The 22,905-nt window shown below is 60.9% G+C and carries 22 protein-coding genes and 2 tRNA genes; 5 read left to right on the top strand and 19 right to left on the bottom strand.

What is annotated here, in order from left to right; genetic code table 11:
* Positions 1-25: 25 nt before the first annotated feature.
* The 4 genes from nrdF to nrdH form a co-directional block, all read right to left on the bottom strand.
* A complete protein-coding gene (nrdF, locus tag J7I86_RS00495; protein ID WP_011775019.1) occupies positions 26-1,000 on the bottom strand; it encodes a class 1b ribonucleoside-diphosphate reductase subunit beta in 975 nt (324 codons plus the stop codon).
* A gap of 121 nt (positions 1,001-1,121) precedes the next feature.
* On the bottom strand, positions 1,122-3,263 hold the full coding sequence (gene nrdE, locus J7I86_RS00490) for a class 1b ribonucleoside-diphosphate reductase subunit alpha (protein WP_309476638.1): 2,142 nt from the start codon (positions 3,261-3,263) through the stop codon (positions 1,122-1,124).
* 11 nt (positions 3,264-3,274) lie between these two features.
* A complete protein-coding gene (nrdI, locus tag J7I86_RS00485; RefSeq protein WP_159734007.1) occupies positions 3,275-3,745 on the bottom strand; it encodes a class Ib ribonucleoside-diphosphate reductase assembly flavoprotein NrdI in 471 nt (156 codons plus the stop codon).
* Between the two features lie 62 nt (positions 3,746-3,807).
* The gene (gene nrdH, locus J7I86_RS00480) at positions 3,808-4,050 is read right to left on the bottom strand and encodes a glutaredoxin-like protein NrdH (protein WP_011775022.1); all 243 of its coding nucleotides are present in this window, start codon (positions 4,048-4,050) and stop codon (positions 3,808-3,810) included.
* A gap of 396 nt (positions 4,051-4,446) precedes the next feature.
* Between nrdH and J7I86_RS00475 the strand changes: the two genes are divergently transcribed.
* Together J7I86_RS00475 and J7I86_RS00470 are read left to right on the top strand one after the other, a co-directional pair.
* On the top strand, positions 4,447-5,412 hold the full coding sequence (locus tag J7I86_RS00475) for a LysR family transcriptional regulator (RefSeq protein ID WP_214814829.1): 966 nt from the start codon (positions 4,447-4,449) through the stop codon (positions 5,410-5,412).
* A 50-nt stretch (positions 5,413-5,462) separates the two neighbouring features.
* Positions 5,463-5,969 (top strand): DUF2004 domain-containing protein, encoded by a 507-nt coding sequence (locus tag J7I86_RS00470; protein WP_214814827.1) that lies wholly within the window; start codon positions 5,463-5,465, stop codon positions 5,967-5,969.
* Positions 5,970-6,036: 67 nt separating this feature from the next.
* On the opposite strand, the gene metE is transcribed toward J7I86_RS00470, so the two are convergent.
* The 8 genes from metE to J7I86_RS00430 all read right to left on the bottom strand — a co-directional run bounded on the left by metE (position 6,037) and on the right by J7I86_RS00430 (position 14,899).
* Complete coding sequence (gene metE, locus J7I86_RS00465; protein WP_214814825.1) at positions 6,037-8,373, bottom strand: 5-methyltetrahydropteroyltriglutamate--homocysteine S-methyltransferase; 2,337 nt, start codon at positions 8,371-8,373, stop codon at positions 6,037-6,039.
* Between the two features lie 81 nt (positions 8,374-8,454).
* Positions 8,455-9,423 (bottom strand): methylenetetrahydrofolate reductase, encoded by a 969-nt coding sequence (locus tag J7I86_RS00460; protein WP_214814823.1) that lies wholly within the window; start codon positions 9,421-9,423, stop codon positions 8,455-8,457.
* 357 nt (positions 9,424-9,780) lie between these two features.
* Positions 9,781-10,488: a hypothetical protein gene (locus tag J7I86_RS00455; RefSeq protein WP_214814821.1), complete on the bottom strand. Its 708-nt coding sequence runs from the start codon at positions 10,486-10,488 to the stop codon at positions 9,781-9,783.
* Entirely contained in the window at positions 10,485-11,522 is a 1,038-nt protein-coding gene (locus J7I86_RS00450) for a VWA domain-containing protein (protein ID WP_214814819.1), read from the bottom strand. Before J7I86_RS00450 ends, J7I86_RS00455 begins: the two co-directional genes overlap by 4 nt.
* Positions 11,504-12,475 carry a VWA domain-containing protein gene (locus J7I86_RS00445; protein WP_214814817.1) on the bottom strand — a complete coding sequence of 324 codons (972 nt, stop codon included), beginning with the start codon at positions 12,473-12,475 and terminating at the stop codon, positions 11,504-11,506. Before J7I86_RS00445 ends, J7I86_RS00450 begins: the two co-directional genes overlap by 19 nt.
* Positions 12,466-12,936, bottom strand: a complete 471-nt coding sequence (locus J7I86_RS00440) for a hypothetical protein (protein WP_214814815.1) — start codon at positions 12,934-12,936, stop codon at positions 12,466-12,468. The genes J7I86_RS00445 and J7I86_RS00440 overlap by 10 nt, the downstream gene beginning before the upstream one ends.
* Positions 12,926-13,879, bottom strand: coding sequence for a DUF58 domain-containing protein (locus tag J7I86_RS00435; RefSeq protein WP_214814813.1), 954 nt, complete (start codon positions 13,877-13,879; stop codon positions 12,926-12,928). The genes J7I86_RS00440 and J7I86_RS00435 overlap by 11 nt, the downstream gene beginning before the upstream one ends.
* 12 nt (positions 13,880-13,891) lie before the next feature.
* Positions 13,892-14,899 (bottom strand): MoxR family ATPase, encoded by a 1,008-nt coding sequence (locus J7I86_RS00430; protein ID WP_214814811.1) that lies wholly within the window; start codon positions 14,897-14,899, stop codon positions 13,892-13,894.
* Positions 14,900-14,984: 85 nt separating this feature from the next.
* On the opposite strand from J7I86_RS00430, the gene J7I86_RS00425 reads away from it, so the two are divergent.
* Positions 14,985-15,218: a hypothetical protein gene (locus tag J7I86_RS00425; protein ID WP_214814809.1), complete on the top strand. Its 234-nt coding sequence runs from the start codon at positions 14,985-14,987 to the stop codon at positions 15,216-15,218.
* Positions 15,219-15,225: 7 nt separating this feature from the next.
* Here the strand turns inward: J7I86_RS00425 and J7I86_RS00420 are convergent, their stop codons facing one another.
* The 5 genes from J7I86_RS00420 to J7I86_RS00400 all read right to left on the bottom strand — a co-directional run bounded on the left by J7I86_RS00420 (position 15,226) and on the right by J7I86_RS00400 (position 21,018).
* A complete protein-coding gene (locus J7I86_RS00420; RefSeq protein WP_214814807.1) occupies positions 15,226-16,104 on the bottom strand; it encodes a carbohydrate ABC transporter permease in 879 nt (292 codons plus the stop codon).
* Positions 16,101-16,970: a carbohydrate ABC transporter permease gene (locus J7I86_RS00415; RefSeq protein ID WP_214814805.1), complete on the bottom strand. Its 870-nt coding sequence runs from the start codon at positions 16,968-16,970 to the stop codon at positions 16,101-16,103. The genes J7I86_RS00420 and J7I86_RS00415 overlap by 4 nt, the downstream gene beginning before the upstream one ends.
* Positions 16,967-18,340, bottom strand: a complete 1,374-nt coding sequence (locus tag J7I86_RS00410; RefSeq protein ID WP_214814802.1) for an extracellular solute-binding protein — start codon at positions 18,338-18,340, stop codon at positions 16,967-16,969. Before J7I86_RS00410 ends, J7I86_RS00415 begins: the two co-directional genes overlap by 4 nt.
* Positions 18,341-18,441: 101 nt before the next feature.
* Entirely contained in the window at positions 18,442-19,641 is a 1,200-nt protein-coding gene (locus J7I86_RS00405) for an ROK family transcriptional regulator (RefSeq protein ID WP_286179075.1), read from the bottom strand.
* Positions 19,642-19,863: 222 nt separating this feature from the next.
* Positions 19,864-21,018, bottom strand: coding sequence for a methyltransferase (locus J7I86_RS00400; protein WP_214814798.1), 1,155 nt, complete (start codon positions 21,016-21,018; stop codon positions 19,864-19,866).
* 176 nt (positions 21,019-21,194) lie between these two features.
* On the opposite strand from J7I86_RS00400, the gene J7I86_RS00395 reads away from it, so the two are divergent.
* Entirely contained in the window at positions 21,195-21,572 is a 378-nt protein-coding gene (locus J7I86_RS00395; protein ID WP_214814796.1) for a cupin domain-containing protein, read from the top strand.
* A gap of 64 nt (positions 21,573-21,636) precedes the next feature.
* Here the strand turns inward: J7I86_RS00395 and J7I86_RS00390 are convergent.
* Positions 21,637-21,709, bottom strand: a tRNA-Ala gene (locus tag J7I86_RS00390).
* A gap of 385 nt (positions 21,710-22,094) precedes the next feature.
* On the opposite strand from J7I86_RS00390, the gene J7I86_RS00385 reads away from it, so the two are divergent.
* On the top strand, positions 22,095-22,685 hold the full coding sequence (locus J7I86_RS00385) for a ScbR family autoregulator-binding transcription factor (RefSeq protein ID WP_214814794.1): 591 nt from the start codon (positions 22,095-22,097) through the stop codon (positions 22,683-22,685).
* 106 nt (positions 22,686-22,791) lie between these two features.
* Here J7I86_RS00385 and J7I86_RS00380 read toward each other — a convergent pair.
* A tRNA-Ala gene (locus J7I86_RS00380) sits at positions 22,792-22,867 on the bottom strand.
* Between the last annotated feature and the right edge of the window lie 38 nt (positions 22,868-22,905).

The raw sequence follows: 22,905 nt of genomic DNA, 5'->3' as shown, positions 1-22,905 counted from the left end.
CCGCCTTTCAGGGAAGTACTACTACCTAGAACTCCCAGTCCTCATCTTCCGTGTTGACAGCCTTGCCAATCACGTAGGAGGAGCCCGAGCCGGAGAAGAAGTCGTGGTTCTCATCAGCGTTCGGGGACAAGGCGGACAGGATGGCCGGGTTTACGTCGGTGACGGAAGCCGGGAACATGGCCTCGTAGCCGAGGTTCATGAGGGCCTTGTTGGCGTTGTAGTGCAGGAACTTCTTGACGTCCTCCGCCAGGCCGACTCCGTCGTAGAGGTCGTGTGTGTACTGGACTTCGTTTTCGTACAGCTCGAAGAGGAGCTCGAAGGTGTAGTCCTTGATCTCCTGCTTGCGGGCCTCGGAAACCTTCTCCAAGCCCTTCTGGAACTTGTAGCCGATGTAGTAACCGTGCACGGCCTCGTCACGAATGATGAGGCGGATGAGGTCTGCCGTGTTCGTGAGCTTGGCACGCGAGGACCAGTACATGGGCAGGTAGAAGCCCGAGTAGAACAGGAAGCTCTCCAGCAGGGTGGAAGCAACCTTGCGCTTCAGGGGATCGTCGCCCTGGTAGTAATCCATGACGATCTGCGCCTTCTTCTGCAGGTTCTCGTTTTCGAGCGACCAGCGGAAGGCGTCGTCAATCTCCTTGGTGGAGCACAGGGTGGAGAAGATGGACGAGTAGGACTTGGCGTGAACAGACTCCATGAACGCGATGTTGGTGTACACAGCTTCTTCGTGCGGAGTGATCGCATCCGGAATCAGCGAAACAGCCCCGACAGTGCCCTGGATGGTGTCCAGCAGGGTGAGGCCGGTGAAAACGCGCATGGTGAGCTGCTGCTCATCCGGCGTCAGGGTGTGCCACGACTGGACGTCGTTGGACAGCGGCACCTTCTCCGGGAGCCAGAAGTTGTTGACCAGCCGGTTCCAGACTTCCACGTCCTTGTCGTCCTGGATCTTATTCCAGTTGATGGCCTCGACGTGTGTCAGCAGCTTGACCTTTTCGGTCATGTCATCCCCTTTAAGCGATGGTTTCTTGAGATAAGCCTACGACGGCGGGTAGCAACCCGCCGTCGTGCTCTTTAGTTTTGAGTACGGCCCAGACCGCAAGTAATCAACCAATAACGGTTGACTAAAGCATGCAGCTGACGCAGCCTTCCACCTCGGTCCCTTCCAGCGCGAGCTGACGGAGACGGATGTAGTAGAGGGTCTTGATGCCCTTGCGCCATGCGTAGATCTGCGCCTTGTTGATGTCGCGCGTGGTTGCGGTGTCCTTGAAGAACAACGTCAGGGACAAGCCCTGGTCCACGTGCTGCGTGGCAGCGGCGTAGGTGTCGATGATCTTCTCGTAGCCGATTTCGTAGGCATCCTGGTAGTACTCCAGGTTGTCGTTGGTCAGGTACGGAGCCGGGTAGTAGACGCGGCCGATCTTGCCTTCCTTGCGGATTTCGATCTTGGCGGCCACCGGGTGGATGGAAGACGTGGAGTTGTTGATGTAGCTGATGGAACCGGTAGGCGGCACGGCCTGGAGGTTCTGGTTGTAGATACCGTGCTCCATGACGGAAGCCTTCAGCTCACGCCAGTCATCCTGGGTGGGGATATGGTGGCCGGCGAAGAGCTCGTTGACGCGCTCCGTTGCCGGAACCCATTCCTGCTCGGTGTACTTGTCGAAGAACTCACCGGATGCGTAGGTGGACTTCTCGAAGCCGCCGAACTTCTGGCCGGTCTCGATGGCGAGGCGGTTGGAGGCGCGCAGAGCGTGGAACAGCACCGTGTAGAAGTAGATGTTGGTGAAGTCCAGGCCCTCTTCGGAACCGTAGTGGACGTGCTCGCGGGCGAGGTATCCGTGGAGGTTCATCTGGCCGAGGCCAATCGCGTGGCTCTGGGCGTTACCCTGCGCGATGGACGGCACCGAGTTGATATAGGACATGTCGGACACAGCGCTGAGGGCGCGGATGGACGTCTCGATGGAGCGGCCGAAGTCCGGGGAGTCCATGGTCTTGGCGATGTTCATGGAACCGAGGTTGCAGGAAATGTCTTTACCCACGGTCTCGTAGCTGAGGTCCTCGGCGTAAATGGACGGCGAGGAAACCTGCAGGATCTCCGAGCACAGGTTGCTCATGGTGATCTTGCCGTCGATCGGGTTGGCCCGGTTCACGGTGTCCTCGAACATGATGTACGGGTAGCCGGACTCGAACTGGATCTCCGCGAGGGTCTGGAAGAACTCGCGGGCGCTGATCTTGGTCTTCTTGATCCGGGAATCGTCAACCATCTCGTAGTACTTCTCGGTCACCGAAATATCGGAGAACGGAACACCGTAGACCTTCTCCACGTCATACGGGGAGAAGAGGTACATGTCCTCGTTCTTCTTGGCGAGCTCGAAGGTGATGTCCGGAACCACAACGCCCAAGGAGAGCGTCTTGATGCGGATCTTCTCGTCAGCGTTCTCACGCTTGGTGTCCAGGAAGCGGTGGATGTCCGGGTGGTGAGCGTGCAGGTATACGGCACCTGCACCCTGGCGGGCACCGAGCTGGTTGGCGTAGGAGAAACTGTCTTCGAGAAGCTTCATGACGGGGATAACGCCGGAGGACTGGTTCTCGATCTGCTTGATCGGAGCCCCGTGCTCGCGGATGTTGGTGAGCGAGAGGGCTACACCGCCGCCACGCTTGGAGAGCTGGAGCGCGGAGTTGATGGCGCGGGCAATCGACTCCATGTTGTCTTCAATGCGGAGCAGGAAGCAGGAGACGAGCTCGCCTCGCTGTGCCTTACCGGCATTGAGGAACGTAGGGGTAGCCGGCTGGAAGCGGCCGTCGATGATCTCATCGACGAGCCGGTTGGCGAGGTCTTCGTCGCCGCGTGCCAGGTGCAAGGCAACCATGCAGACGCGGTCTTCGTAGCGCTCCAGGAAACGCTTGCCATCAAAAGTCTTCAACGTGTAGGACGTGTAGAACTTGAAGGCGCCAAGGAAGGTCTCAAAGCGGAACTTCTTCTTGTACGCGCGGTTGAAGAGGTCGCGGATGAAGTTCATCGTGTACTGGTCGAGGGTTTCGCGCTCGTAGTACTGGTTCTTCACCAGGTAATCGAGCTTCTCTTCCAGGTCGTGGAAGAACACCGTGTTGTTGTTCACGTGCTGCAGGAAGTACTGGTGCGCAGCTTCACGATCGGCTTCGAACTGGATCTCGCCGTTGGGGCCATACAGGTTCAGCATGGCGTTGAGCTCGTGATAACCCAAGCCCTTGAAAGCCTCAGGCAGCGGCTTCTTGACCGTGTCCACAGCGCCCCCGGTTACTTCTGTTTCTGCGACAGTTGTGTCCAAAACTTTTCCAGCCCTTCGTTGACCCGCTGAACGTCTTCCGGCGTTCCCATGAGTTCAAATTTGTAAAGATGCGGCACCTTGCACTTGACGGAGATGATGTCCCCCGCAGCGCAGTAGTTGTCCGCGAAATTAGTGTTCCCTGCTCCAATAACACCGCGGATCAGTTCCCTGTTCCTGGGATCGTTGAGAAATCTGATGACCTGCTTCGGCACGGAACCTTCGCCGTTTGTTCCGCCGTAAGTGGGCAGTACCAGGACGAAGGGTTCGAGGGCTCTCAGCGGAGCATCCTGGGCATATAGCGGGATGCGTGCTGCATCCGTACCCAATTTTTGGACGAATCGTTTGGTGTTCTCGGAGGTCGAGGAAAAGTAGATGAGGTGACTCCTCGTGGTCACAGCTTCCGCAGCATCGCGTACGGGTGCCGCTGCCAGCGGTGCCATGGGAGTCACCTCGACTACATAGGAATTCTTAGTGTGCTGTGGTGGCGAAGTTTGAATGAAACTTAGGCCACGGAGGAAACGGCCTGGGCCAGTTCCTCGATCTTGTCCGGGCGGAAACCAGACCAGTGGTCCTGCTCGGTTACGACAACCGGTGCCTGCATGTAGCCCAGTGCCTTGAGACGCTCAAGGGCCTCGGCATCCTGGGAGATGTCCACACTCTGGTAGGCAATGCCCTTCTTGTCGAGTGCCCGGTAGGTTGCGTTGCACTGAACACAGGCCGGCTTCGTGTAAACCGTTACGGTCATGATCCCTGTCCCCTTAGTTGAAGTCTGTCGCTCTTCGTATCTGGCGGGCTCAACCGGAACTAAATACTGAATCCGATACCGGCCCGCGGGCTGCCGTGACAGCCAACACGCTCTGATTTTGTCTTGTGCTGGTTTCCCGCTCAATCCGTAAATCGATACTACATGTAGTGCAAGAGAAGAACTGGAACCCCAAGATGATGTATTACAAGTATGTCATTCAATCCACCGCTCGTCCACAGGCAAGGGCTCTCAAAATGTCCGTGATTCCGCCACATTGGGAGATGTCATCCACACCCTGTGGACTACTTAGCCACATTTAATCTTCAGCGTGTCGCCCGGATACGGCGTGTCGTGACACTTTGAAAATGTGGCGTGGCGAACAGCTAAAATCGGTTGATGGTCAACCTTCTCCATCTCCGCACCTTGATGGAGGTCACCCGGCTGGGATCCTTCGCAGCCGCTGCCGCCCAACTCGGCTACACAGCTTCGGCAGTCTCCCAACAGATGGCAGCGCTGGAACGCGATACCGGCGTCGAGCTCTTCCAAAGGTCGGCCCGCAGCGTTATACCAACCGAGGCCGCGGTGACCATGACCCGGCATGCGTCCAAGGTGCTGACCGACGTCGAGGCCCTTATGGCAGCGGCCTCAAGGACCAACGACTCCCCCGCGCAGGAGCTGCGGCTGGGTATTTTCCCCAGCCTGGCTACCTACGTACTGCCGGAGATCCTGCGAAACAAACGGTGGAGCGGGCTGGGCATTGAGCTACGCGTGTCCGTGGCCGAGCCCGCACAAACCATCCAGGGCCTGCGCAGCGGCGGTGAGCTGGATGTGGCGCTGGTCTATCAAGTGGGTCAATCCGGCCTGGCATGGCCGCATTCCCTGGAACGCCAGTGGATTGGCGACGACGACTTCCGGGTGGTGCTGCCTGCATCATGGAAAATCCGTGAAGACGCCGAGATCGAAGCCGCACACCTCTCGGACATGCCATGGATTATCCACCACCCCGGCACCAGCGATGCCTTGGTGATCGAACGCCTCTTCGCCAGCTGCAACCTGCACCCCCGCGTGGTGGCTTACAGCGACGACTTCCATGCGAGCCTGGAGATGACCGCCGCCGGCCTGGGCGCCTCGCTGGTACCGGAACTGGCGCTGCGGAACCGGCCGGCCGGCGTCGTGGTCCTTGACGTACCGGACATCCGGCTGGCGCGGAACGTGTTCGCTTTGCTCATCAATGAAAAGCGGACAGCCCAAGTGCAGTTGTTCACACAGCTGCTCGCAGACACCCTCAGGGACACCTCAGGAAAGAGCGGCCTTCACCCCCTGAGATCCGCTCCTGTCAAGGGTCGGAACCTCCAGAGGTGAATTGGCTCGAAGTGCTGGAACCCGCCGGTTGATGGGGTTAGATTGATCACATGGGCAAGGTAGCGAGCAAACATTTTGGGGAGATCGAGCTCAACCACGGGCGTGAACATTGCTTCGTCGCCAGACACGAACTCGGCGGCAACCAGCTTGAGCTGGACCTCAACGTCACCGCGCACGACCACTTCGATGAGGCGGCCATGCGCAAGGTGGACTACAGGTTGCGCTTCCTGCCCGAACTCGTGGACCAGGTCAGGGAAATGATCGCCGACGAACTCGACCAGGACGGAACCAACCCCCAACAGTTCCTGCACTTCCATTGCTCCCAGCTCAAAGAAGAGCAGCTCGAATCCGTGTTCGGTGTCAGCGACAAAGGCCAACTCACCAATGACGTCTTCCTGAAGGCCCTCAAACTCGGCCACGTGGCCATCTACCCGGGCCAGCCGGAGCGGTACTTCGTGCTGGACTTCACCCTCGGCTCACACTTCACGGACGAACTGCTGGTGGCGGCCGCTGACGAAGACGGCGTGGTGGACGACGAAATTCTCTGGGAGTCCTAAAACAACCTTAAACGTCGACGGCGGCCGGTCACCTTCGAGGTGAGCGGCCGCCGTCGTTTTTACTGAGTTACTTAGCGGTTTCGAGCAGCGTGGCGCGTACCGTCTGGGTTGCCTTGACGAGGTTGCGCAGGGACTCTTCAGTCTCGACGTAGCCGCGGGTCTTCAGGCCGCAGTCCGGGTTGACCCAGAGCTGCCGGGACGGAACGTGCTTGACAGCGGTTTCCAGCAGTTCGGTAACTTCCGCTTCACCCGGGACGCGCGGTGAGTGGATGTCGTAGACGCCCGGGCCCACCCCGCGGCCGAAGCCGTGGGACTCGAGGTCGTGAACTACCTCCATGCGGGATCGCGCAGCTTCAATGGAGGTGACATCTGCCTCGAGGCCGTCAATCGCGTCGATGATCACGCCGAACTCCGAGTAGCAGAGGTGGGTGTGGATCTGGGTGGCGTCGGCGGCACCGGCTGTGGCCAGGCGGAAGGAGTCAACGGACCACTTGAGGTAGTCAGCGTGGTCTGCCTTGCGCAGCGGAAGGAGTTCGCGCAGTGCGGGCTCGTCAACCTGGATGACCTTAATGCCGGCAGCTTCGAGGTCAGCGATCTCGTCGCGCAGTGCCAGACCAACCTGGTTGGCGGTCTCCCCCAGCGGCTGGTCATCGCGGACGAAGGACCAAGCCAGGATGGTGACCGGACCGGTGAGCATGCCTTTCATCGGCTTGCTGGTGAGGGACTGCGCGTACTCTGCCCAGGCAACCGTGATGGGGGCGCTGCGGGTGACATCGCCCCAGAGGATGGACGGACGGGTGCAGCGTGAGCCGTAGGACTGGACCCAACCGTGAACGGTGACATCGAAGCCTTCGAGGTTCTCGGCAAAGTACTGGACCATGTCGTTGCGCTCGGGCTCTCCGTGGACCAGGACGTCGTAGCCAAGCTCTTCCTGCAAGTCCACCACACGCTTGATCTCGTCCTTCATGAGCTTCTCGTACTGCTCATTGGTGAGGTCACCCTTGTTGTTGCGGGCACGGGCGGAGCGAATCTCCGAGGTCTGTGGGAATGAACCGATGGTGGTGGTGGGCAGGGGCGGGAGGTTCAGGGCCTCTTCCTGGGCTGCTTCACGGACCGAGTATTCCGAACGGCTGAAGTCAGCGGCGGTCAGGGCTTCGGTGCGGGCACGGACATCGTTACGGCGGACGCCTTCAGCGGTTGCGCGGGAGGCAATCACAGCGGATGCCTTGTCAATGGCGGTCTGCGCGGAGGCGGGATCTGCCAAGTAGTCGGCAAGGGTCTTGACTTCCACGGCCTTCTGGTCCGAGAACGCGAGCCAGCTGCGCAGCTGCTCGGAAAGCTGAGCTTCCTCGGCAACGTCGTGGGGAACGTGCTGGGTGGAGGTGGAGGTGCTGACGGCGAGCTTGCCGGCAGCGGCCTTCAGTTCATCAAGCTTTGCAGCAGAGACGGCGAGGTCGTTGCGCCAGATGTTGTGGCCATCAACTACTCCGGCAACCAGGGTCTTGTTGCCCAGGCCGGCAAGGGCTGCTGCCGGCGGAAGGGCGCCCTTGAAGACGTCCACGTGCAGGGCATCGATGTTGGTGGCCGCAAGCGTGCCAAGCTGGCCATCGAGCGAACCGTACGGGGTGGAGACCATGATTTGGGGGCGCTTGGCGGCGGAGGTGAGGACCTCGTAAGCACGTGCAACAGCGGCTTCGATCTCGGATGCGGGGGTGTCCTGGTCCACTACCAGTGCGGGCTCGTCGAGCTGGACCCAGCTGGCTCCGGCTTCGGCCAGCTTTTCAAGGAGTTGAACGTAGACCGGGAGGATGTCTTCGAGGCGGGACAGCGGCGCGAAGCCGGCCGGCGCGTCGTCGGATGCCTTGGAGAGCAGCAGGTACGTGACCGGGCCAACGACGTAGGGGCGGGTCTCAACACCGTTGTCCAGGGCGAAGGCGAACTCGTCCACCTTGGCGGTGGAGGCGAGGGTGAACTCGGTCTCCGGGCCGATTTCCGGAACCAGGTAGTGATAGTTGGTGTCGAACCACTTGGTCATTTCCAGCGGCTGCTGTTCTTTGTTGCCGCGGGCCAGGGTGAAGTAGCCATCAATGTCCAGTTGTCCCTCAGCGTTGAGGAGCTTGCCGAAACGGGCCGGAACTGCGCCGAGGTGCGCGGTGGTGTCCAGGACCTGGTCATAGTAGGAGAAGGTACCGGGGACGGCCGCCGCTTCGGTCAAGCCGAGTTCCTGGAGCCGCTTGGCGACGGTGAGCTGGATGTTCTTGGCTGCTGCGTCCAGGGCAGCGGCGTCAATCTTGCCGGCCCAGTAGGCTTCTACAGCCTTCTTGAGCTCGCGACGGCGGCCGATGCGCGGGTAGCCGAGCAGCGACGCTGCCGGAAATGGGGTTGCGGGAGTGTTCTCAGTCATGGATTGTCCTTGATGAAGTAGGTGCTAAATCTGGGGAGTTTTGGGGAGCCGGAAGGATCCGGCGGCTTTGCAGCGAAAGGATCAGCTGGCGAATTCCTGGCGGCGGGCGTTCGCGCCGAGGCGGCTTGTGGGCCGCGCGGCCCGTGGCAGCGCCAACTTGTCCAGTACGTCCAGTGCATGGGCGTGCTCGTTGAAGGTGTACAAGTGGATGCCGGGCGCGCCGGCGTCCAACGCCGCGTTGGCCAGGTCCACGGTGGCGTTGACTCCGATGCGGCGGCGCTCAGCTTCGGTGTCCACGGCGCCGAGGCGCTCCATCAGCTCCACGGAGGGGTCGACGCCGGCCAACTCACCCAGCCGCTTCAGTCGCCTGAGGCTGGTCAGTGGCATGACTCCCGGGATGATCGGAATGGTCACTCCTGCCCGACGGGCACGGGTCACAAGGTCCGCGTACTCGGTGGCGTGGAAGAACACCTGGGTGATGGCGAAATCCGCACCCGAACGTTGCTTGGCGAGGAGCACCTCAACGTCATGTCCCACGCTGGGCGATTCAGGGTGGCGGGTGGGATAAGCCGCAACACCGACCGCAATTTTGCCTGCGCACAGGAGTGCTGAACGGCGCTGCTCCACGCGGCGGATCAGTTCGATCAGGTCCTGGGCGTAGCGGAGCGAACCGCTGGCCGGCTGGCTCCCGTCCTTGGGAAGGTCACCCCGCAGTGCGAGGATGCCGCGAACACCGTGATCCAGCAGTTCACCGATGATCTCCGCCAACTCGGCCGGAGTATTGCCAACACACGTCAAGTGAGCCAACGGACGGAGGGTGGTTTCCAGCAGAAGCCGGTTGATCAGGTCAACTGCAGTATCCCGGTTGGACCCGCTGGCGCCGTAAGTCACCGACACATAGTCGGGTTCAGTGGCTTCGAGTTCGCGAATGGTGGTCCACAGGGTTTCTGCGGCTGCGGCCGAACGGGGCGGGAACAGTTCGTAGGACAGTGCTACGGGAGCTGTTCCGGCAAGGTTGGGATGTACGTCAATAAGGCTTGGTGGAGACATTTGCGTCCTTGGCTGTGCGTCATCGAACGTCATTCTCTGGATCCGCTGGATCAAGAGAATGCATGATCGATGAATTGAGTTTGGGATACACGAAGGAACTCCAGCAGGACGCAGCAGCGACTGTTACGCCGGGAATGAAGTTGTCCGTGTGCAAATGTCAGGCCCACATGGGGGCACCCACACCCTCCTCACCACCCTTGCGGGGCGGATCCAACGGAGGATCGCTGACACGTTACCGCGGTAACTTGTTTACGACTCTAGGACGGCGGCAAGGGGCGGTTCAACTCGAACGCCGAATTAAGACGCAGTTTTACGCTCTGTGTCAGCGATTGCGTGAATATTGTTCGCCGAAAAAGTTCACCATGGCCGGTCCACACCCGGGGCCTTGTCCGGCCCACGCAGGTACTCGCCCCGTTCCTGCCCCTCGGAACGCTCACGCTGGGCCTGCTGCGCGTTCTCTTCAAGCTGCTGGAGTTGCCCCTGGTTGGGCGGTGCCTGCGTGTCTTGGTTGGATGTGGGTGGATTCTCGGCGGGCGACTCACCCGCGGAGATCTTGCCGTTGAGACGGTCCTCAGCCGCATCCAGGCTCTCGCCCTCTCCGGCTGAGTTTGCCGGACCTGCCGTATGGCATTGCGGCGGAGCACTTTCAGCTGCGGCCTTGGCTTCCTTGAACAATTGGGCTGCTGCATCCGGTTCCCCAACCCCATCCCCCAGCTTCTCAATGCTCAACACAAGGTTGACGCGCACCTTGCATTCGTCAACGCCGGCCTCGGCCCCCAACGCCGACTCAAAGTCCTTCCGTGCAGAAGCAAAGTCACCCGCCAAAACGTGGGCATCTCCCGAGGCGAAGAGTCCCTTATGTGGTTCCAGGATGTTCGCCACCTGCAGCCATGACGCCGCGTTGGCCAGCCCCTCCCGTTCGCCGGTTTCAAACGACTGCCCGGCAGATGCACCCAAAACACCAACGCTCAGGAGCTTCGCCGCAACTGCGAGCGCGAGCAGCGCAGGTGGTGCTGACCAGAGCGCAAGTCGGCTCCGCCGTCGTCGTTCGTTGTGGCGGTTCATGGGGTGGGCTCCTTCCGCACGGCAGGCCGAAGCGATTGGAGAGAGCTGAAGTGCCGCAGAGGCTCGTGGATTGCCAAGAGGAAAGCGGCCAGGGCGAGCAACCAGTAAAGTTCCACGCGGCCCGGGCCGTCGTGGGTCATCGCGGTCATGGCGCCCGGGCGGGATTGGCTCAGCATGTCTGAGGTTGGCTGGGTGCCTGTCCTGTGGGTGTAAGGGACGTGGAGCTGCTCTGCGATGGCGCGCAACTGGTCTTCGTCGATTTGTGAGATGGCGTCCTGCGGGGTGTCGGAGGTTTTGTCCCTCACATAGCCGGCGTCGGCACTGGAGGTTTCCTTCATCCGGCCGCCTTGGCTGGTTCCGTAACCGAGCACCGCTCCCCCGGCCACGTTGCCGGCGTCCATGGGGGCCGGCGCTTCTGCACTGGTGTTTTCACCGTCGCCGGCGTAGAAGACCAGCGCTGGGCGGCCCGGGTGTTGCTGCTTGGCCGCTTCGAGCCTTTCTTTCAGGAGTTGCGCCGCACCGGTCACGCTGCTTCCTTTGGCGTACCTGCTGTTTTGGGGTTGCAGGGTGGCCATGGCGGTTTGTAGTGCTGTTGCATCCTGCGTGAGGGGCATGCGGACGTTGGCTTTGTTGTCGAAGGTGATGAGCGAAAATTTGGCTCCGGCCAGTTCTTTAGCGATCGCTATGACGTCGTGTTGGACTCCTGAAAGCCGGGTGCTGGTTCCGTTGTAATCTTCTGCGGCCATGCTGGTGCTGGTGTCTACGACGAAGAACACGTCCAGGTCTGCCGTGCCGGTTTGGGCTTGCCCTCCGGACCAGCCGGGTCGCAATGCTGCGAGGAGCAGAAGAACGACGGCGGCACTCCGCAGGGCTGCGGGCTTCCAGGTTCGCCGCGGCCGGCTTTGTCCATGGCGCAGCATGGTCCGTCCATGGCGCAGCATGGTCCAGGCAGTAAAGCCCAGTATGCCGGCGAAGGCCAAGGCCAGCAGGGGCCAGGGGATGATGGGGGCGAAGGTCATGGCTCCAGCCGCCATCCGAGCAGCAGCATTCCCGTACCCGCAATCAGGGCAACTCCCAATGGCCAGTCAGGGGCATCGGCGATCACTACCCGGGGCGCTGCAAGGTAGCTTGTGGCTTCGGTTTCCTGCACTTCCTTGACAATCCCGGGCACGGCGTCCGGGCTATCCAGGGTGAAGTAGGTGCCGCCGGTCCGTTCTGCTGCTGCCTTGAGCAGCGCACCTGGCTGGTCGGGTTGCCCGCCATAGTCCATGTCTCCGGGGTTGAGAGCGTGGACTTTCACCTTTTTGTCGGCGGCCAGGGCTGCGGCTTCTTCCAAGGTGAAGATCGGGTTCCCTGAGAGGAAGTTGTCCGTGGCGAGCACCACGGACCGCGAGCGCTCCCCTGACTCAGTGCCGGGGAAGCTCTGCACGCAGGATGCCAGCCCGTCGCCTATGAGTGAGGAGCCTTCCCCGTTCCATGTGCCGTCAAAGAAGGACCCCGCACCGCTGTCCAGGGCTTCCTTGGCTTGGGTGAGCTGTTCGGCGGCGAACTGGTAGTCGTCGGTAAGCGGGAAGAGTTGGACGCTGCTGCTGTCGAAGATGACCATCCCGATTCTTTCGCCGTCGAATTCCTTGGCCAGGTCTTCGAATACTGCTGCGATGGCGGCATCCGTGCTGGTCATGGATCCGGATACGTCAAGGCACAGCACAATGTCCCTGTTCCTGATTTCAGGTTGCTCTGTTGTGCGGTGGATGGGTCTTGCAGCGGCCGTGGCAGTGGCAGCGAGGAACACGGCGCCCAGCGCTACCGCGAGCGTCAGGCGTGTGCGGTGCCGGCGAAGGGCTTGCTGGTATTCGGGGAGGGCGGTGAGCCGCTCACCGTGGGCGATGGGCCTGGTCTTTGGGGGTCGGCGAGGGCGGTACAGCCAGGCGGTGATGGTCACCGCGGCTGCGGCCAGGGGAAGTATCCACCAGTAGCTCAGTTCCATGCGCGTACCACCTGACGTGCCGCTTCTGCGGATTTCCTGACGGACTGGACCGGCAGGGGCGCGAATTCGTTGGGATAGATGCCGGCTATTCCTGCCGCCAGATCCTTGAATTGGTGGCGGTGGAGGTCTTCGAGGGTCATGGAGGTCATGGGCAGGCCCGTGGCCGCTCCGGCGAACTCCCGCACGAGGAAGCTGAGCCTTTGGTGGGCGTCGCGCTCCGGCAAGCGGCCGGCGTCGGCGTCCGTTGCTGTGGCGTCGATTGCAGACAGGCAAGCGGCTCGAAGTGTCTCGAGGTGGCGTACCTGGCGGGCCGGGGCGTTCTGCCGGGCGGGCGCCTTCGTGCGGCCCGACACGAGGATCCACCCGTACCAGGCTCCTGTGAGGAGCACGAGCGTGAGTCCGAGCCACAACCATTGCGGTTCATACTGCAGGGGCGAATAGAAGCCCGCTTCATCCTGCACGGGAACCGCCCTTGGTAGAGATCCTTGCAGTGAAGGCTCGGGAGCGGTGCTTTTCGAGGAGAGCGAAGACTGACGTCAGGACGTCGTCGCTACCGGTTGTTTGTTCCTCAGCGATTCCGAGCCGGTAGAACACGTCCTGCCGCCGCCGTTCGCGTTCGATCGTTGCCGCCCTGTATGCGGCACGTACCTTGGCGTCCACGGCCAAGGGCAGGGGAATTCCTTGCCCGGTGCCTACATCCGTGCTGTCCTGCCCCCGGCTCCCTGGTTTGGCAGTGATTTCAGCGGCGGGCCCGGCAGCGAGTTCGGCGTCACGGACCGTTAGCCACAGCACCTCGTGCCGGCCGCGCAGCCGACGCATCAGGGTCTCGGTGCGGGTGTCCGGCAGGAACTCGTCCGCGACGGCGACAATCAGCAAACGCCCCTTCAGGTACCTCAACGCGTAGTCCAGTTGTTCGGCGATGCCACTGGCTGGACCGTCCAGCGAGGCGCTCGCATCCACTTCGCGGAGCAGCCGTTCCAGGTGTTCCTCACCGCTGCGGGGCGCGAGGAACCTGGACTCAGTGCCGTTTCCGTGCAGGAGACCTACGTCGTCACCATGACGGGAAGCCAGATAACCCAGCACGCCGGCCGCATGCACGGCGATGTCTTTCTTGGACTCCCCGGACAATGCTTGTGCGGCCATGTTCCTGCCGGTATCCACCAGGAGAAGGACCGTGTGCCGGCGAACTGCCACATAGCGCTTAACCAGGGGTGATCCGTGGCGTGCTGTGGCCTTCCAGTCGATATCGCGGACCTCGTCACCAGGGACATACGCGCGGAGTTCATCAAAGTCCAGGCTGCGGCCTTTGAAGACCGAACCGTATTCGCCGTCCAGAAGGGTCAGTGTCCTGCGGTGGGCGAAGATGAACATCTTCGACTTAACGCGTCGGAGGAGGCTGGGCACGTGGCGTCCCCGCTACGGTGTTTGCACGGATGCCAACACGGCATCGATCACGGTCTCCACGGAAATTTCCTCCACCACGGCATCGAATCCGAGAATGATCCGGTGGCGCAGTATCCTGTGCGCAAGGTTCTTGACGTCCTCAGGAATGACGTGGTCGCGCCCCTTGAGCAGTGCCATGGCCCGGGCTGCCTGGCTGAAGGCTATGCTCGCCCGCGGGCTGGCCCCGAACTCCACCACGTTGGCCAGCCGGGGCTCCAAATACTGTGAAGCGTTGCGGGTGACGTAGGCGAGCCCGACGATGTACCGGACGATTGCCGGATCTATATAGACCCGGCGCACCAAGTCCTGAACCTGAACCACGGCGTCAAGGGAGGCAGCAGCCGGGGGCTTCTGCTCTGCACTGAACACGCCGGCGTCAATCCGCCGGATGACTTCGGCTTCCTCCGCAGGGCTCGGATAGTCCAGAACGTCCTTGAGCATGAACCTGTCCATCTGTGCTTCTGGGAGACGATACGTCCCTTCCTGCTCAATGGGGTTCTGTGTAGCGAGCACCAGGAAGGGCTGCGGCAAAGGATAGGACTCGCCGCCAATGGAGGTCTGCCGTTCCTGCATGGCTTCGAGCATGGCGCTCTGCGTCTTTGCACTGGAACGGTTGATCTCGTCCAACAGCACAATGTTGGCGTGAACCGGTCCCAGCTGCGTGACAAACGTACCCTTGGCGGCGTCAAAAATCTGCGTACCCGCGATGTCGCTGGGCAGCAGGTCCGGCGTGCACTGTATCCGGCGGAAATCTGCACTCACCGACTCAGCTATGGCTTGAGCAGCTGTGGTCTTGGCCAGGCCGGGCACACTTTCCAACAGCACATGGCCGCCGGTCAACAAGCCGATAACCAAAGTCTCGCGGAGCCTGGCCTGACCTACCACCTTGTTTTCGAAGCTACGGACGATGCTGCCAACGAGTTGCTGGGCACGGGCCATATCCGGTGCATCGATTCCGGCCATGGCTGTGATCTGTTGCACTCGTGGTCCCCTCGCTGGCGTTGATGTCAAACGGCCACTCTATCCAAGTCTTCCCGGAACGAGGCCGCAATGGGGACCCCTCCCCATGTGGACTTCGGAGGTCTATCCTTTTGCCATGCATCAGCTACCAGCCGCCTATCAGGACTACCTCGCCTCCCAGGACCAGCACGTCATCGACGCCATACGGCCGGTCCTGCTCCAATCAGCAGCAGACCAACGGCACGGCGTCCGAATCATCTACAACACGGGGTCCACCGGTCACCAAGCCCACCTGGACGAATCCATACCCTACGGCGAAATCATCGAGGACATCGACTGACAAACGCCTAGCCCTTCATGGCACCGGAGAGGGCGAATGAATTTCCCATGCCACGGGATACCAGCGCGTAAAGCACCAGCACAGGGACTGAATAGAGAATGGAGAACGCGGCCAGCTGGCCGTAAGCAATCGCGCCGTGCTGGCCGAAGAAACTGAAGATGGACACCGCGGCTGGTTGCTTGCCGGTGGACAGCAACAGGATGAAGGGAACAAAGAAGTTCCCCCACGCCTGGATGAAAACGAAGATGAACACCACTCCCAGCCCCTGCCGCATCAGGGGCAGCACAACGCTCCGCAACGCCGCCAGGGTCGAAGCCCCGTCCACCCACGCCGCTTCCTCCAGTTCAAGAGGGACCGAATCCATGAAGTTCTTGGTCATCCAAATCGCCATGGGCAAAGTGGTGGTGGCCATGAAAAAGATCGTCGCCGCCATGGAATCCAGAAACTGCAGCTGAACGAACAAGCCATAGACAGGCACCATGATGGCCGTCACTGGCAACGAGGTCCCAAACAGCACCGTATACATGAACGGCTTATTGAACCTGGACTGATACCTGGACAACGGGTAAGCGGCCAGCACAGCAGCAAGGACATTCACCACGGCCGTACCCGCCGACAACAGGAAACTGTTGGCCAAGGGCTGGAACAGCAGTTCAGGAGTCATCACAGCACGGAAATTCTCAGTGGACGCTGCCGCCGGAACCTTGGTCTGGTAACCGGCCTGGGGATCAACGGCGGCCAGCAGCAACCACAGCAAAGGCGCAACAAAGCACACCCCGATCACGGCCAGGGCAATATCCGCACCCAGTTTGGCCCTGGCCCTGGAGCTGCCACCCGCCGTCGTGCTTTCCTTCCCCAGCTGCGCTCGCAGTCGACTGGTGGTCATGGCCGTTGCTCCCGCAGCAGCTTCACGTACACCGCGCCGAAGACCATCCCGAGCAGAATCAGTACAGAGGCGACGGCGGTACCGTAGCCAATGTCACCGAACTTGAAGGCCTCTTGATAGGCCAATACGGGCAACGTGGTGCTGGCACTGGCAGGACCACCTGCAGTCATCACCCAGATCAGGGTGAACACCGCCAACGTCTGAAGGGTGATCAGCATCAGGTTGGTGGCTATGCTGCTGCGGATCAGCGGAAGGGTGATGAAGGCGAGCCGTTGCCATCCGCGCGCGCCGTCCATGAGGGCCGCTTCTGCCACATCCCGCGGGACATCAGCCAACGCCGCGCGGTAGACCAACATGGAGAAGGCAGTTCCCCGCCACGTGTTTGCCAGGACGATCGCCACCAAGGGGAACGAGTACAACCAATCCGGCCCCTCGCCCCCAAAGACCCCCAGAACTTGGTTGAGCGTCCCGTCCCGATTAAAGTACGCGTACGCAGCAAACGCAGCCACAATCTCCGGGAGCACCCAAGCCGCCACCACGGCGGTTCCTACCCACGATGCCACTAGCCTGCGCGAGCGCGTCATCAGCAAGGCAATGAGCAAGCCCAACACATTCTGGCCCAACACAGCGGACGCGGCGACGAACACTACCGTGAGCCACGCGGCCAACGGGAAGGAATCATCGCTGAACATTCGAACATAATTGTCCGCACCCACCCACTGCGGATCCCTCGCCGCCTTCCCCGACAACGCGGCGTCCGTAAACGAAGCGTAAAAGGACCACGCCACAGGGGCCAGCAGAAACACCAGGAGCAGAAGAACGGAGGGAACTACCGGGAGCAGCCGCAGGAAGCGGCGAGTTCTCATTTCTCCAGGACCTTGTCCTCACCTACCAACTTACGGACGGTGGCATCGTACTCAGCCGCTGCTTCCTCAGGACCCTGTTTACCGGTAATGACGGACTCTGTAGCTACCTGGACAGCCGTGGAAATCCTGGGGTAATCAGCAGTCGCGGGCCGGTAATGCGTCACTTTCACCAAGTCTGAAACGTCCTTCACAAACGGGTTGGCCGCCAAGTACTCAGGCTCCGATGCCACGTCCGTTCGCACCGCGATCTGGGAATTATTGATGTCGTAGGCAAGCGCATTCTTTTTGTTCAAGGCCGTGGTGAGGAAGCTGAAGGCGAGCTCAGGGTTCTTGCTCTTCGCCCCCACAGCCAGCGTCCAACCGCCGGACATGCTCACGCCGCCGGGATCTTGTCCCTTCTGGGTGGGGAACATCGCAACGCCCATATCCTGCTCGTAGCCGGCCCACTCGTAGGCGCCGCCCTTCTGCCAGAACGACGGCGTGTAGGATCCCTCCACGGTTGCGCCAAGTTTTCCTTGCGGGAACCACTCGCCAAAAACCTTCTTCCAGACGTTGGCGTCCAAGGCTTCGGCAGGACTCACGGCAAGCTTCTCGTCATAAAGGGTCTTCAGGAAAGCCAGGGAATCCGTGAACCCCTGGGACCCCACTACCCATTTCTTTTCATCCGCGTCATACAAGCTGCTGTCAGTGCCATACAGCAGCTCATAAAAGCTCTGCATGACCGTGCCTTCGCCTGTCCCTTTACCTGCATACATGTTGAAAGGGATGACATTGGGATCCGCAGCCTTCATGGCGCGGGCAGCCGTCAGGATCTCGTCCCAGGTTTTCGGCTGCCACGGCACCGGAATTCCAGCCTTCTGCAGGACGGTCTTGTTGTACCAGATTGCCCGGGTATCGGTGCCCAGCGGAACCGCGTAAATACCGCCGTCGTCCGCGCGGCCAGCCTCCTTGGCCGCTTCGTTGAACGCCGACCACTCATCCCACTTCTCAAGGTAACCGTCCAACTTGAGCAAGTAACCGGCGTCGACGTCGGAACGCACCTTGAAAGTGTCCTCATAGAAGACGTCCGGTGCCGTGTCACTTGACCGCTGAGCGAGGGCCAGTTTGGTACCGTAATCGTCGTCATTGGCCTGGATGGGCTGTAGGTCCACTGTGACGCCGGTGTTGGAAGCTTCGAATTCCTTCTTGGCGTCCTGCATCACGGCATCCAAGGCCGTGAACGAATCGGTCTTCTGGTACACGATCTTCAGGGTCTTGCTCACCGCAGCCTCAGGCGTAGGCGAACACGACGTCGCTGCCGCAAGGACAGCAGCGACGGAAACAAGGGCGGCGGCGAACTTCACCGGTGCTTTAATCACTGGGCGGCGCATGGTGCTCCATTCACTCGAAGTTGGCTACAGCCCCCATGCTTCACCGTGACACACCTGCGACGTGGCCGAGCCTTGCGGATATTCAGTTGTCCTGCCTCGAGCTAGCCTTCCAGCAGGAGCCTTTGCGCCCGTGGTGCCAGCATGTGCTCCAAAACCAAGCAGGCTGCACCAATGGCCCCAACGTCTTCGCCTACGCCGGAACCCACAACTTCGAGATCGTGGATCATGCGGGCTGCGTTGTTTTTGTCCAACAATTCCGGAACGCGTTCCATGAAGTAGGGCGACATCCGCCCCCAGAACGGACCACCGAATACGACGCGCTCCACGTCCAGGGTGTTGGTCACTACGGAAACGGCGCGCGCCACCAGGGTTGCGGACTTGTCCAGGATGGCTATTGCCTTGCTGTCACCGGCGTCGGCTGCGTCGCACAACTGGGCATACCGTTCCTGGACTTCGGGGCCGTCCGCCCCGGCACGGTGTCCTTCCAGCACACCAGCGGCTTCGGCCTCGGCCACCAGCACCTGCGGGATACAGGAAGACTTCACGCAGCCATGCAATCCACAATCACACTCGGGACCGTTGGGGTCCACCACGATGTGGCCGATTTCGCCGGCATTGCCCGAGGTTCCGCGCACTACTTCGTCATTGAGCACAATGCCGCAGCCGATGCCGGTTCCCATGTACATGAACACAAAGCTGCCGGCTCCGCTGGCACCGCCAGCCCACGTTTCCGCCACAGCAGCACTGGTCACGTCCTTGTCCACCAGCGTTTCCATGCCTGTGGCCTCGGCCAGTGCCTCCCTGATGCGCACACGGTTCCATCGCGTCAGCAGCGGCGGTTCCACCACGGAACCTTCGTCGAGGTCGATCGGACCGGGGACGGCAACGCCCAGTCCGGCGATTTTGGACGCGTCCACCCCTGATTCCTCAATGAGGATATTGATCTGTTGGGCAATGCTGGTGATCACCCCGGCAGGATCGCCACCAGGGGTGGCCATCCGGGAATGCTTAACGACGTCACCCAGCAAGTCCAGAACAACAAAGGTGATGACAGCCGGGTCCAGATGGACGCCCACAGCGTACATGCCTGCCGGGTTCAGGCGCAGGATGGTCCTGGGCTTGCCAGGCCCTGAGCCTTCCTTGCCGGCCTCCACAATCAACTGCTGATCCAGCAAGCGCCTGGAAATATTGGAAATCGTCTGCGGGGAAAGTCCCACGATCCGGGCCAACTCAACGCGGCTGAGGCCACCCGATGATCGGCGGATCGCCTCCAGAATGACGGTTAGATTAAAGTCCCCCATGCGGGGAAGGTTGGTTCCGCGCCTCGGTGTCGGCTGCCGGATCTCAGTCACTGATGCCCCTCGTCATTGGGATGAAGTTCGTCAAAGTTGGTCTTTGTCTGAATCGTACGATACCGCCGCCGTTACGGGTATGAGCACACGCTGACACCGGCATCAGGGCTTGGTAACGATGCCGCTGAATTGCGGGCGACCGCCCTTTCGAAGCTCCTTGATGGGCCCGACTCAGGACTTCCGGCTGCGGGTGACCGTGAATTTCGGATTTCGCCCTTCCTCCACCGTCGGTCCAATGTGCCGTTCAAGGGCACTCCGGTACTGCAAGTGGCTGTTGTAAACAGTCCACAGCTCTCCACCAGGGGCCAGGACCCGCGCAGCAGCCTGAAACATCTTCAGCGCAGCGCCCGCGTGCACGCTTGCGCCCAGGTGGAACGGCGGGTTCAAAAGGATAAGGTCGGCGCTGCCCGGCTCCAGGGTGGACATGGCGTCATCGTGAATCACTTCCACTCTCTCACCCAGCCCGTTCGCCCTCGCCGTGGCCTTGGCTGAAGCGACGGCTGCTGCGGATTGGTCGGTGGCCACCACGCGGGCGTCCAGGTGGCGAAGTGCGTACATCGTGGCGAGAATACCGGTTCCGCAGCCGAGGTCCACAGCCTGCCGGGCGGCCGGCATGCGGTCCATGAACGTCAGCAAATAGCGCGTACCTATATCCAGGCGGGCGCCGGAGAACGCAGCCCCATGGGCACAGACCGTGATACCCAATTCCGGCAGGGACTCCACCACCGGAAAGGGGAGCTCAGTGGACGTCGCTTTGGGATCCCGCGCCACCAGTACCCGGGACTTCTGCCGGGCCAGTTGAGGCTGGACGGATGAGAAGTACCGTTCCAGCACTGCGTTCATGCCAAGGGTCATGTGCTTGACGCGACCCCCGGCAAGCAGGACGGCATGCGGGGCCGCAAACCTGGCAACGGCGTCGGCGATTTCCTCCAACTCAGCCAGCGACTTGGGCAATTGCAGAAGTAACACGCCGGCGCCGTCCAGCAAATCCAGGCCCAGTTGGTGCTCGGTGAAGCGACCCTCCAAGCCGGCCGGAGCGGCGTTGTTTTTCAGTGCCAGCCTCCCTGTGAAAAGGTCCTGGTTGACGCGTACATGCCCGACGCCGAGCCCAGCCAAAGCGCCCAAGGTCAGGGCGCCATAACGGTCGCCAATGACAACCACTTTGGTGTCGGGTCCAAGCAAATCTGCAGCCGTTTCCAGCAGGAGCCTGTCTGTGGCATCAAATGCCTGCAGATTGTCCGCTTCGACGTCAGGTAGCCTGCTCAAGCTAACCAAGAGCGCTTCAACATCCACTGCCGTCACGGTGCGGTTCTCGCTTTCATGCATAACTGTCTCGACTTTAGGGTGGCTTGGGAGGAACCTAGTGCTTGCACGACGCAAACACCTGCGACGCCTTTGGTTGGCGAGAGCCCCCAACGGTGGCAGGCATAGGTCACGGCGACCCCTGGAGCCAGGCACCGGGATCCACCTATCATCAAGCTCCCCTCCCTCTGTGAGAAGCCATGAGTGTCAATGTTGTCACGAACCTTGAAGTAAAGTCCCACAACTCCCCGGACGAAACGAGACGCCCCGACAAGACGGTGCTGGACCTCGTCACCGTGGGAGAATACACAATCGGCCGCATGACCTTTGAACCAGGCTGGACCTGGGCCGACTGCGTAAAACCGGTAGTTGGCACTGACTCCTGCGAGTTAAGCCACGTGGGATTCTGCGTTTCCGGCAACTTGGAAGTAGAAACCAACGACGGCGGCAAAATCAGTATTTCAGCCGGCGATTCCTATTCCATCCCGCCGGGTCACAACGCCCACGTGGTGGGCGACCAGCCCTTCCAAGGCGTCGAGTTTGTCAGCGGTGCAGAATTCGCGCGCCCCGCTGGATAGTCAGAAGCGCCCGCGAATCAAACAAAAAAGACCCCGCTCAGTGAGCGGGGTCTTTTTACCGAAGTGGAGCTGAGGGGACTCGAACCCCTGACCCCCTGCATGCCATGCAGGTGCGCTACCAGCTGCGCCACAGCCCCGGATTTTACTGCAAGTACATTGCCTTCATGAGGTTTGATTTCTCTTCCCGTCGAAGCAACTCGTCAATACTAACCACATTCACGTGAGAAGCAAAATCGCAGGAACATGAGCTGCATCACCCCGCCCGACTGCCCTGCCGCGGCTAACCGCAGCCGAGGTGCGTTGGATTACTCCCCCGCACCTCCCCCCAAAACCAGCTGCGCCGGAGCCACCCAAAAGTGCCGTGACTCCCCCTGAAGTCTAGAATTTCTTTCCAACAAAACCAAACCGTTCAGTCGGTTTTACACTACGTGACCCGCCAAGCCGCCGGTGGTAGCGTTGGGGAGTCTCGACGGCGGCCCGCCCCTCCGTCTCCTGACCCACCTGAGAGGCCACCCACTACAGATGCAACAACGTGCGAAAGACACCCGGCTGTCCGTCATCGAAGGCGCCGCCCGGGTTTTCGCGGAAGTCGGCTACGGGAACGCCAGCTTGACCGATATCACCAAGCGCGCAGGCGTCACCAAGGGTGCGCTGTACTTCCACTTCACCTCAAAACGGGAGCTGGCGTTGGCTGTCATCGAGGAACAGCACGCCATCGTCTTGGCGGCGGGGGCTGACATAGCATCCTCGGATGCCCCCGCCTTGGAAAGGCTCATAGAGCTATGCAGGATGTTCGGGCAACAACTTCTGGACGAACCAGTGGTTCAAGCAGGCATCCGGCTCACTTTTGAAGCCTCCGCCTTCGACGCTGATGTCTCAGGCCCTTACCTGGACTGGATCAATACAGCAGAGGAACTGCTGCGGCAGGCAGCCGCAGATGGCACCGTTCGAGCCAACCTGGATGCCGCGGCCTTTGCCAGATACCTGGTTGCGTCCTTCACCGGAGTTCAGATGGTTTCCGACGTCCTTGCATCACGCGAAGACGTGCTGTTAAGGATCGAACAGATGTGGGAGTTCATGTTGCCGGCGTTGTGCCCCACATCAACGAGCTAGCCAAAGTTCAGCGGAGAGATTGTCCGGCAAGAAGCCCCGGCAGATTTTCCGGAACGAAAAAGGCCCTGCCCTCTTCATATGATTCATGAAGAAGACAGAACCTCGTTGGTGGAGCTGAGGGGACTCGAACCCCTGACCCCCTGCATGCCATGCAGGTGCGCTACCAGCTGCGCCACAGCCCCATATTCTTGCTGCTTCGCGTTCAGCTTTTCGGCTACCC

Source organism: Arthrobacter sp. ISL-95, assembly GCF_018613695.1.
Lineage (GTDB): Bacteria > Actinomycetota > Actinomycetes > Actinomycetales > Micrococcaceae > Arthrobacter.
The sequence above is the reverse complement of the archived record's forward strand: the minus strand, read 5'-3'. Positions and strand labels throughout refer to the sequence as shown.